Origin of the sequence: Tissierella pigra, assembly GCF_009695605.1 — a bacterium.
Lineage (GTDB): Bacteria > Bacillota > Clostridia > Tissierellales > Tissierellaceae > Tissierella > Tissierella pigra.
Map to the genome: position 1 here is coordinate 1 of NZ_VUNQ01000072.1, position 11,681 is coordinate 11,681.

General features: G+C 30.3%; 10 protein-coding genes and 1 other annotated feature. All 10 genes read right to left on the reverse strand.

Features of this window, described 5'->3' with window-relative positions:
* Window positions 1-149: 149 nt before the first annotated feature.
* The 10 genes from FYJ83_RS18500 to tyrS all read right to left on the reverse strand — a co-directional run bounded on the left by FYJ83_RS18500 (window position 150) and on the right by tyrS (window position 11,102).
* Window positions 150-992 (reverse strand): SAM hydrolase/SAM-dependent halogenase family protein, encoded by an 843-nt coding sequence (locus FYJ83_RS18500; protein WP_154442972.1) that lies wholly within the window; start codon window positions 990-992, stop codon window positions 150-152.
* Window positions 985-1,791: a GNAT family N-acetyltransferase gene (locus FYJ83_RS18505; protein WP_154442973.1), complete on the reverse strand. Its 807-nt coding sequence runs from the start codon at window positions 1,789-1,791 to the stop codon at window positions 985-987. Before FYJ83_RS18505 ends, FYJ83_RS18500 begins: the two co-directional genes overlap by 8 nt.
* 8 nt (window positions 1,792-1,799) lie before the next feature.
* Window positions 1,800-2,642, reverse strand: coding sequence for an SAM hydrolase/SAM-dependent halogenase family protein (locus FYJ83_RS18510; RefSeq protein ID WP_154442974.1), 843 nt, complete (start codon window positions 2,640-2,642; stop codon window positions 1,800-1,802).
* A 16-nt stretch (window positions 2,643-2,658) separates the two neighbouring features.
* Complete coding sequence (locus FYJ83_RS18515; RefSeq protein ID WP_154442975.1) at window positions 2,659-3,492, reverse strand: energy-coupling factor transporter transmembrane component T family protein; 834 nt, start codon at window positions 3,490-3,492, stop codon at window positions 2,659-2,661.
* Window positions 3,482-5,200 (reverse strand): ABC transporter ATP-binding protein, encoded by a 1,719-nt coding sequence (locus FYJ83_RS18520; RefSeq protein ID WP_154442976.1) that lies wholly within the window; start codon window positions 5,198-5,200, stop codon window positions 3,482-3,484. The genes FYJ83_RS18515 and FYJ83_RS18520 overlap by 11 nt, the downstream gene beginning before the upstream one ends.
* 24 nt (window positions 5,201-5,224) lie before the next feature.
* Window positions 5,225-5,782, reverse strand: coding sequence for an ECF-type riboflavin transporter substrate-binding protein (locus tag FYJ83_RS18525; protein ID WP_154442977.1), 558 nt, complete (start codon window positions 5,780-5,782; stop codon window positions 5,225-5,227).
* Window positions 5,783-5,873: 91 nt separating this feature from the next.
* Window positions 5,874-6,611: a GntR family transcriptional regulator gene (locus tag FYJ83_RS18530; protein WP_195838061.1), complete on the reverse strand. Its 738-nt coding sequence runs from the start codon at window positions 6,609-6,611 to the stop codon at window positions 5,874-5,876.
* Between the two features lie 212 nt (window positions 6,612-6,823).
* Window positions 6,824-7,930, reverse strand: a complete 1,107-nt coding sequence (locus FYJ83_RS20130) for an HD-GYP domain-containing protein (RefSeq protein WP_154442979.1) — start codon at window positions 7,928-7,930, stop codon at window positions 6,824-6,826.
* A 356-nt stretch (window positions 7,931-8,286) separates the two neighbouring features.
* Window positions 8,287-9,591 (reverse strand): S8 family serine peptidase, encoded by a 1,305-nt coding sequence (locus tag FYJ83_RS19770; RefSeq protein ID WP_195838062.1) that lies wholly within the window; start codon window positions 9,589-9,591, stop codon window positions 8,287-8,289.
* 296 nt (window positions 9,592-9,887) lie between these two features.
* On the reverse strand, window positions 9,888-11,102 hold the full coding sequence (gene tyrS, locus FYJ83_RS18545) for a tyrosine--tRNA ligase (protein ID WP_154442980.1): 1,215 nt from the start codon (window positions 11,100-11,102) through the stop codon (window positions 9,888-9,890).
* A gap of 84 nt (window positions 11,103-11,186) precedes the next feature.
* Window positions 11,187-11,443: a binding site (T-box leader), on the reverse strand.
* Between the last annotated feature and the right edge of the window lie 238 nt (window positions 11,444-11,681).

Consider the following 11,681-nt stretch of genomic DNA (forward strand, 5'->3'; position numbering starts at 1 on the left):
CTTGGTTTTCCATACGTAATAGATGGTAAATATATGATATATAGTATAATATTGACAAAATGGATGCTGTATTTAGAGCATCCATTTTGTCAAAGCTTAAATTTTACATTAATGCAACACTAGTACTTCAGGCTCTTATTTATTTTATATTAACTTGTTTTTTTAAATTCTATTGTCCAATGGATTCCAGTACCTATACTATAGGCTTTAGCAAAGTTTCCTTGATTTATGGCTACTGCCATTCTAAGCAATGAGTTTACATATATTATCTGTTCACTTACATATACATCTGCGAAAGACTTTCCAAAGGTTATTCTATTATTATAAACTAAAGTAGAACCATTCTTTATAACTACTTCTACTCTATCACCATATTCAAATCCTATTTTCAAGAAGTCTTCCCTAGTTATATTGGTCCATAGGCTGCCAAAACGAACATCTAATATATCTATATTTCCTTTTATACTGCTTTCAGTTCTAGTAACTTTCCCTACTTCTAATTCTACTATTTTATCTACAGGAAGTTCTCCTCCTACTTCTTCAAAACTAATCTTTTCAGAAGCTAATCTAGCACCAGTATAAGAAAATATATCTCTTCCATGGAAGGTATGTGAAAGCTCAGATTCTTTCCTTCTATGATTTTTTTCATCTATTTCTCTTACTACTTCTATGCCTATATATTTCTTTATATGAGTCAATGTTCCATTGTCAGGAGTAACTACAAAATGTCCATCTTTAGTTTTAGCTACTACAGATTTTCTTGAAGAGCCAACTCCTGGGTCTACTACCGACACAAAAACTGTACCCTTTGGCCAGAACTTTACTGACTGAAATAATCTATAGGAGGCTTCCCATATATTGTATGGAGTTATATCATGAGTTAAACTATATATTTTAAGATTCATATCTACCTCATGAGCAACTCCTATCATTGCTGCTACAGCTCCGTCTACTAACCCGAAGTCACTTTGCAATACTAAAAGTTTATTCATCCTTTTCCCTCCTTAGTACAGTCCAACTCCCTATGGTTTCAAAGCCTAGTTTCGCAAAAAACTGTCCTTCTATTTTGTTTTCATAAAATAAGCATACATTCTTTTTTCTATTTAATAAATCCTTAGTTAAATAAGATACTATTTGACTTCCATAACCCATTCTCTTTTTATCTTCTCTTGTAAATACTCCACCAATCATAGCACTATTACTATTTTCTGCTGTAGTATTTCCATGAGATACTATTCCTAAGCTATCCTTTATAAATACATGTTTACCTTCACCAGTAGAAATACGGTTATAAATTTGCTTATATCTAATATTTACATCAGATGAATATAAAGATTTAAATTCAGGAATTTTACCATATATATTGGCTATTTCCATGGCATTTTCTTCTTTTGCTATTTTTATATCTTCTTCCACTTCTTTTAAAGCATTTATATCTCTATGCTGACAAAATTTAGTGTCTTTCCTGCTATAATTATATTTTAAATAAGGATAAAGTTTATCCATTACCGTAGATTTACCACTTATGTTTTCTATATTCATATTGTCAGTAATAGATGTAATTAATGAAAAATCCATATTTAAATCTTTACTATAAACAATAAGTGTAGTATGGTATCTAAGTGCTATTCCCATGATTTTATCATCTTCTTTTTCATACCATATATCTTGTATTTCAGATGAAAATCCAAAGTTTTCAATATCTCCAATTATAAAGATATTGAAAACTTCTTCCTCTAGGCAATAGTTTAATATTTCTTCCCTATGATTTTCTATTGCTTTAACTAACATACCTAATCCTACTTACTGAATTCCACAGTCCACTTTGGACCATAGCTTATGGAATATTTATCGGCAAAACTACCTTGACTTACTGCTACACTTATTTTCATCAATTCATTATTATATATTAAGGCTTCTCCTATTTCTGCATAGCCAAAGGACTTTTCAAATAATAAAGTTTCTTCAAATTTCAGTTCACCATTGTGGCTTATTTTCACTGTTATTCTATCTCCATAATTAAAGCCTGCTTCATTGAAATCCTTCAACAGAATATTAGTCCATAGGTTACCAAAATTAGGGTCTCCTATTTCAAACATTCCTTTAACACAACCTTTTTCTATTACTGGTTCATGTGTAGGTAGTTCTACTATTTCTTCTACCGGATATGATGGTCCTACTTCTTCATAAGTAATTATTCCACTTGCAAGTTTTGCAGCACAATATCCAAATAAGTCTCTACCATGGAATATACTAACTCCTTCTGTGTCTTTTCCTTTTAATCGATTTACATTTTCATCAATTTCCCTTACTTCTTCAATTCCTATCCACTTTTTCAAATGGGTTAAAGAACCATTATCTGGAGTAACAACATAATATCCATCTGAAGTTCTTGCTACACAAGCTTTTCTCTTAGTTCCTACACCAGGGTCAACTACAGATACAAATATGGTTCCTTCTGGCCAAAACTTCATGGATTGGAATAATCTATAAGAACCGCTCCATATATCATATTGTGGTATTTCATGAGTTCCATCAATTATTTCAAGTGACCTATCTACTGTTTTAACAACTCCATACATGGCACAAACAGCACCTTCTTTATACGTAAAATCTGTTTGAAATACTAATATTGGCTTCATACTTTTCTTTTCCTCCTTAAATAAATGGGTTATAAAATCTACTTTTATTAATAAATATAGATACTAAAATAGTTCCTATAAAAATTAATATGGAAATCCCTATTGCAATAAAATCTCCTTTATTCATTGATTTTGAATTATACCAGGTTCTTGTTTTACATTTTCCAAAACCTCTTAAATCCATGGCATTACTAATTAGTTCTATTCTATCCATAGTCGAAAATATTAAAGGTACTATTATAAGTAAAGCATTCTTAAATCTATCTTTTAACTTTGCCTTACTTGATAAGTCAAGACCTCTAGCCTGTTGAGCCAAACTTATATCTACATATTCCCTTTGTATATCAGGAAAATACCTTAAAGTTAATGCTACGGCATAAGCTGCCTTGTAATTGACTCCTACCCTATTTAAGGATGAAGCAAATTCACTAGGATTTGTTGTTAATAGAAATATAATTCCCAGCGGTATTACTGAAGCATATTTTAAAAACTTTGTAGTCTGATAAAAAATTTGCTCCATTGTTAAACTATATCTACCAATTAAATGTACTATTTCATGCCTTGTCCCATAAATTCCTACACCTTCTTCTGGTGAGAATAAATAAGTAATTATAGTATTGGTAATTAGGAAAAGTCCTACATAAATTACCATAAGCTTTATTTGAGAAAACTTAATCTGTGATACTTTTAATATGTAGAAAGAAAAAATCATCACACATATAATCACCCTAATATCATAAGAAAACATAACTGCAAAAGTCAGCAATAAAAATGCTATTAGTTTAGTAAGGCCAGATAGTCTATGAATTGGTGTATCTACTAAATTATATGAAAATAAATTATTTTTCATTTAGGAATCCCACCGACCTTTCATAATCAATAAAACCCTGTACAAACTTTGTTTCATCTTCTATACCAACTATTTGTGCAAGATTGAAAAGAGATGTTTCTTTTAAATTTGCATTATCTATTATATTTTTATCTGTAAGAATTACTGAGGGTTTATCGTCAGCAATTATTTTACCATCAGATAACACAATGGCTCTCTTAGTATACTCTAACATTAAGTGCATATCATGGGTTATAAATATTACTGTTATACCTAAGGAGTTAATTTCCTTCAAAAACTCCATGATTTCGGAATAATGTTTATAATCTTGACCTGCAGTTGGTTCATCTAATATTATAATTTTAGGATCTAAAGCTAAAATTGTGGCTATGGTAACACGCTTTTTCTGACCATAACTTAAAGCTGAAATAGGCCAATCTACAAAAGGGGATAATCCACATATTTTTAGAACTTTATCTACTTTTTCCTTTATTTCATCTTCATTTATATTTCTAAGTCTAAGTCCAAGGGCTATTTCATCATAAATCATATTTTCAGAAATCATCTGATTAGGATTTTGCATTACAAATCCTATAATCTCTGCTCTTTCCTTAATAGTCATATCTTTAATATTATTATTTTTATAATAGATATTACCTTTACTCTGTTTTTCAAATCCACATATAATTTTAGATAGGGTAGATTTTCCTGCACCATTTTTGCCAACTATAGATACCATTTCACCTTCTTTAATATCAAAGCTTATTTCTTCTAATACTTTTCGCTTTGAAGTATAGGAAAATGAAATATCCTCAACCCTTAAAAATGAATTACTTTCTAGGATTATCTTTTCTTCTTTTATTGATTTATGCCAATTAAGTATTTTATTATCCTTATCTTCTATTTTTAAACTCCATATATAACCAGGCATCATTTTCTCATTTACTTTTACACCAGCATATTTTAATGCTGTTATATAAAGAGGCTCTCTTATTCCATTATCAACAAGTACAGAAGAAGAAACTAATTCATGTGGATTCATATCCGCTAGTATACGTCCATCATTTATTAAAATAACTCTATCAATATCTTGATGAAGTACATCTTCTAGCCTATGTTCAATTATTATAATTGTCTTTTTAGATTCTTTATGAATACTATCAATGATTTCTATGGCCTTTTTCCCCGTTGACGGGTCTAAGTTTGCCAAAGGCTCATCAAACAAAAGTACATCTACATCATCTATCATAACTCCAGCTAAAGCTGTTCGTTGTTTCTGTCCCCCTGATAAATCATATGGAGATGAGGTTAGAAAATTATTCATATCTACCATTCTAGATACTTCTTCTACCCTTTCTCTCATAATACTGTTTTTTACATTATCATTTTCCAATGAAAATGCAATATCCTCACCTACAGTCAATCCAACGAATTGACCATCTGAATCTTGCAAAACAGTACCAATAGATTTGGATAATTTAAATATATCTAATTCTTTTGTCTCAAGTCCATCTATTTTTAGACTACCTGATATATCCCCTTTATAGGAAAAGGGAATGAGACCATTTAAGCAATGTCCAAGGGTACTTTTACCGCTACCACTTGGCCCCACTATCAGGATCTTCTCTCCAGGATAGATTTTTAAGTTAATGTTGTGAAGTGTAGGTTCACTTTGACTATAATATTGAAATGTAAAATCACTGAATTCGATAATTGGTTGGTTATTCATATATGCCTCCAAATATGATATGGTTTATTTTTTACTTATACTACCTTTCTTTGTTCTTGTTGCAGAATATGCAATAAGGAAAAATGTACCTATTACTCCTGCACTAATAGAGTTCATAATTACAGCTATTCCTCCCTGTGCAAATACAAGCTTTACAGGTTCTGCATAGATTACAATATCAAGTACTGGTGCAACTATCATCCATGCAATAATGTTTCCAATTACTTGAATTATATTGAATTTTACAATATCTTGACCTTTAAATTCACCATCTTCTACTCCAGTATTCTTATATGCAAATCCAAAGATAAAACTTGAAAGTCCACTGGCGATTACCCAACTCCACCATGGGGAACCGTATTGAAGAGCATCACTAAGTCCATGTCCTATAAATCCTATAAGTCCTCCTGCAATAGGTCCATATATGGTTGCAAAGAATGCAGATATGCCATATGCAGTTTGAAAACTGGTTTCAGGAATTGGTGAAGGTATTTTTACATACATAAATAAAAGCATAAATATTGCAGCACCTAAACCTGTTGCAACTATGGTTTTAGTTGTTACTTTAAAGTATTTGTTCATAATCTTCCTCCTTAATAATTAATATAAGCCTACACTAAACAACTTAACTTAATATATTTTAGTCTTGAGACATAATGAATTTCTATAATAATTATAAATTTAAATTTATATCAAAATAATTTGGTATAAAGTAATATTTACATCTAGCAATTCCTTCACCTTTTTCATTTTTTAATATTTCTTCTATATATATTATAGGTTCATTTTCTTCTATATCTAAAAATTGAGTAATATTATCTTCTGCCAAAACCAATCTAACATGTAGCTTAGCAGAATAAGCCATATCGAAAATATTTCTATTAATTAATTCTGATACATCCTTTTCTTTATTTAAATCAATAGGAAGCAGGTTAATATGTTTTACTGGAATCTGAAAAAATCCATGTCCTACAGGTTTACCTTCAATATAGTATATATTGTTAGATGCCATTACAATCTCATTTGCATTTATACCCAATCTTTCCATGGCAACATCTGTAGGTGGCGAAAAATTATATTTAATATCAATTTCATCAATTTCTTTTTTAGCACACTCCAAAATTATATTATAGATATTCTTTTCTTGATTATAATTTGCCTGACTTTTATTTGTTATTATACTGCCTTTTCCCTGTTGTTTATGTATTAGTCCATCCTCTGTTAAAATAGTTAAGGCTTGTCTTATGGTATGTCTGCTAACCTTATACTTTTCACTTAATGTACTTTCACTAGGCAGTATAGTTCCTTCTTCATATAATCCGTTGATAATATCAGAGTACAACATATTATATATAGGCAAATAAGATGGAATTTTAGATGAAGATTGACTTCTTATTTTTCTTGTGGCCATATTATACCTCCATTTATACATGTCTAACAACTATATACTTGTTGAACAAGTTTCTTATTTTTATAATATTCTATCAATAAGGCTTTGTCAAGGACAACTAATAGAATTATTTCTATTATCCCATCTCAAATATTTTATATGACGTACTATATAATAAAACTTTATTATTAATTATAAAAAAGAAGGTTATCGATGATTTCGATAACCTTCTTTTAATTGGTTTTATCAAAAGAAAAGACATGTATGACTTTTTCTATAACTATATTATTATGTTCTTTTAAGTTTATTATATAAGGTGCTACTTTTTTACCGTTTTCTCCATAAACCTTTATCTTTGGTCTCGTATGAAATTCTGAGTTTATTTCATATACAATCCCTTCTCTGTTATCACTTAAATGTACAAAGGTATCTTTAGGAAAAACATTGATTGATTGGGAAAATACCTTAATTAAATCTATATCAAAGTGATTTCCTCCTGATGCTAATAAATACTCCATAGCATCGTGTAAAGGTACAGCTCTTCTATATGGTCTATCTGAAGTAAGTGCATCAAAGACATCAGATATAGAAGCTATTTTATTAAATATATGAATTTCATCACCTTTTAATCCCCTAGGATATCCTAATCCATCTTCTCTTTCATGATGACATAAGGAAATATTTCTTGAAACAGCAGATAAATCTGTATGATCAGTCAAAAATCTATATCCTTTTTCAGTATGGGATTGTACTAAACTAAACTCCTCATCAGTAAATTTTCCTGGTTTATTAATTAATTCTATAGGTAAAAATATTTTTCCTATATCATGAAATACACATCCTGTTGCTAATGATTTTATCTCATTCATATTAAATCCTATATCTCTAGCAATAACTATAGATAACATCATCATATTTAAACTATGAGTCAATGTATAATCATCATAAATGGAAATGCTTGCCAAGTTTTCCAATACATTTTTACTAGATACAATATCATAAGCCACCTCTTTTATTATCTCATTAAGATTCTTTACATGGCTTCTTACCTTTTTACTATCTATTTTATTCTCATTGCTGGAACCTCTTATTACATTATTTAAACTCCCCTGTAGGCTATATATCCTATTTACAACTTCAGGCTTTATAATCTCTTCAATATCTTCTTCCGTATATTTATCTTTAATATATATACTTAAATAACCATATGATTTCAACTTTTCTATCATATACCAATTAAGATTAGACCCTTCCTTTAATAGCATACCACCCATTTCATTATACAAGGTCTTGCCTAAAACATCTCCCTCTTTGGCATATTCTATTGGAATCCTTCTCACTACTTTACACCTCTAGTACCAATACGTATTTTAATTCCTTTAGAAATTAATATGGAAATTGTAACATTCAATTAAAGTGATTGTCAAGTTTCTTCCTATTATAGTATTGACTTTTATTTAAGTCTGAAATTTTCCTTTACTCATGGCATCATTTGACTTTATTCCTCTTTTCAATTCTCTGATGTTAGTTTTTAACCATTTAATGGACCCTCTTTTATTTATTAAGTGTTAAATATAGTTTTAGTTTAAACTTATTTATATAAATTTCTTTATTTATAAAATATAAAAAAGTAAGAGTTTCCTAATTAAATAAAAACTCTCGCCTCAAAGACATATTTTGAGACGAGAGATATGGGCTATTTTATTTTCTCAATCTTTTCAAGTAATCTCGTTGGATTAATTATCCTACTAAGTTCTTCTTGATTGCCACTGCCAAGAGATATGGTATCTGTTGTATCGAGGGCTTCTCTCCAAAAAATTTCAGGTGTAATGTCGGGTTTAACTTGACATGTCAGTGCATATAACCCTGCAATATAAGGTACTGTCCAACTCAGACCACCTTCTTTATAAAAAACATAATCCTCAGTACCTGTAGGACTTGCAGTACATCTACTATCCATAGGAACCAAGATTCTAGTATTTCCATACATTTGTTTATTCCAAGCATCAGCTTTTGTAAATGAAATAATATCCTCTGGACTTTTTAAAGGGTCACGACCAAGTCCAAAATATGGATTACTTCCTACATATACAGTATAGATTCCTTCCTCACTGGCCTTATTAATTGAATCAAGTACTTGTTCATAACCATTAAAATCTACTACTCCTAAGGAAATTGATATAACTCTAATTTTTTCTCCTTCAGGAAGTATTTTATTAATCTCTACAATACGGTCAATAGACTGTGCAAGCCATGAGAGATCCCACTCAAAATTGCCCCCAAGATTAAAAGTTCCATGTGTTTCAGCAATATAATAAAGGTCAGCTTCAGGTGCTACTCCAACTGTCTTGCCTACAGCAATAGATGCAACTGCTGGTCCGTGCATTGCCGCAACTTCATCAATATAGTGGATTTCTTCATATAACTTTAATTGTTCTTTATATTCTATATGATCAACCAACAATGTTTGGTCAATGATTGCTACACCTACTCCTTTTCCAGTAATTCCTCTTTTGTGTAGTTCTCTTATTCCTAGTCCAGGATTTTTCCCTAATTTCATTATCATCTGAGGATTAAATTCATCAGGAATTTTATCAGGCCATTGAGTTTTACTGTCAAAATTGGCATGAAGGAGGTCATTAAGTCTATCTGATAAGTCAAGATTTGTCAAATCCCTGCTCCTTAAATCCACTTGAAACCACATTTCACTTGAATTTGGATTGTAAATTGGAAGCTTTGTCATTTTTTCAGGATTAATAAGTGAGTAGTCATTTACACCAGGTTTTCTCACAATACTTAAGGTGTTTTCTGGGGATAGCAACGTCCTATATTCCTTCGGTTGTTCTACTGATTCTGATATTTCTTCTGGTTGTTCTGATGTTTCTATTACCTCTTCAGGTTGTTCCAGTAACTCTGATGCTTCCTTTTCAATTGGTTTAGATGGAGTACAGCCAACTAGTAAGATCATAATTACTAAAAATAAACTCAAAACTCTTTTCATCTTAACACTCCTCCTATTTTATTGGTTTTATGTTAAATAGATTTTCTGAACAGCCTTACTATTACAGAATCACCCTGTATCATTTCTTGCAAACTACACTTACAGTCAAACAAAATATTAAACCGGCTCCTTATATTTTCTTGTATAATTAAGTTGTAATTCCAAATGTAGCCATAGTCAATGCCTCCTATATACTAGTCTGACTTGATAATTTATCTATCCATATTCTCCACGTTATATATTCTTATATTATAACATTTAATTTTATTGGTTTATAGTTACATTCTATGATAATACTACTTATATTTAAATCTTAAAAATCGTTTTTTTCCGATTCTCATGACATCATCTGGTTTAATTCTTCTATTCATATCCTCTGATATTAGTTTTTCACCATTTAATTGAACTCCTCCCTGATTTATTAATCGAATAAATTCACTTTTACTTTTTACAATATTCATTTTTACTATTTCTAAAATAATATCTCCAATGGTTTCTTTATCCCCATCAATTGAAAGTTCTGGAATATCATCTGGAATATCTTTTTTGCTAAATGCTGTATCGTAGTACACAATAGCTCTTTCTACTTCTTTCGGATTATGGTAAAGGGACACTATAATTTTAGCCAAATGATATTTAATATCTCGAGGATTTGCACCATTATTTAGTTCTGCTTTAATTTTATCTATTTTATCTGGATGCTCATCAGTCGTCAGCTCAAAATATTTAATAATAAGTCTATCAGGGATTTCCATGACCTTTTTAAACATTACCTCAGCGGGTTCATTTATACCAATATAATTTTTGAGACTTTTACTCATTTTTTCTACACCATCTAAACCTTCAAGAATAGGCATAAACATAGCAATCTGCTGTTCCTGTTCAAATGGCTTTTGGAGATTTCTCCCCATAAGAATATTAAATGTTTGATCTGTTCCTCCAAGTTCAATATCTGAATTTAACTCAATAGAATCATATGCCTGCATTAATGGGTAAAAAAACTCATGAATTCCTATTGGAACTTGATTCTGATACCTATTATGGAAATCATCTCGTTCCAAAATTCTAGCAACTGTAGTAGTGGCAGCTAGTTTAATAATATCTTCAAAAGTAAGTTTAGAAAGCCATTCACTATTAAACCTTACTTCAGTTTTTTCTACATCAAGTATTTTAAATATCTGTTCACAATAGGTTTTAGCATTTTCCTTTACTTCCTCATCAGTTAAAGCAGTTCTACCCTTTGACTTCCCAGTTGGATCACCTATTTTTCCAGTAAAATCACCAATTACAATTACTACACGATGTCCTAAATCCTGCATTTGCTTAATTTTACGCAATACAACTGCATGACCTAAATGTATATCTGGTGCAGAAGGATCAAGTCCCAGTTTAATAGTTAGGGGGCTATTCTGATTATAGGACTTTTTAAGTTTTTCTAGTAATTCTTCCTCATTTATTAAAGTATGAACTCCCTTTAAAATAATTGGCATTTGTTCTTCTGGTTTTAACATATTTAACATCTCCTTAAAATAATATTTTCAATACCTGCACAAATCCTATAAAATTTAGCAATAAAAAAACTCGTCCATTGTTTCCAAAAGGACGAGATTATTTCGTGTTACCACCTTAAATTCGTAAGTAACTCACATTACTTACCTCATTAAGTACATCATCATAGATGAGATACCCTAGCAAGATAACGGTAGCTGATTTCCGTTGCAGCCTACTAAGTAAAAACTCTTCGGTGCAAAGCTCAAAGATGTATTCACAATCCCTAACCATGCACCTCTCATCATACGGTAACTTTCTGTTTGGTATACTGATTGCTACTAATTCTTATCATAACTTTTATTTTTATAATCTAAATACAACAAATATTCGTTATTCAATCATTAATTAGCAAGATTATATATTATAATTCTTATTAAGTCAACGGTTAAATAATTTGAGCAATATCAATGAGTCTAGAGAAGTCAAACATATGTGACACGACCTCTGAAAAATTTTCTCTGAATAATGCTGTGGTTTTCTTAAATTGCTAGTAATTATTTTGTCAAGGAGGAAAGCGATAGCGATCCTTGATTAAATAA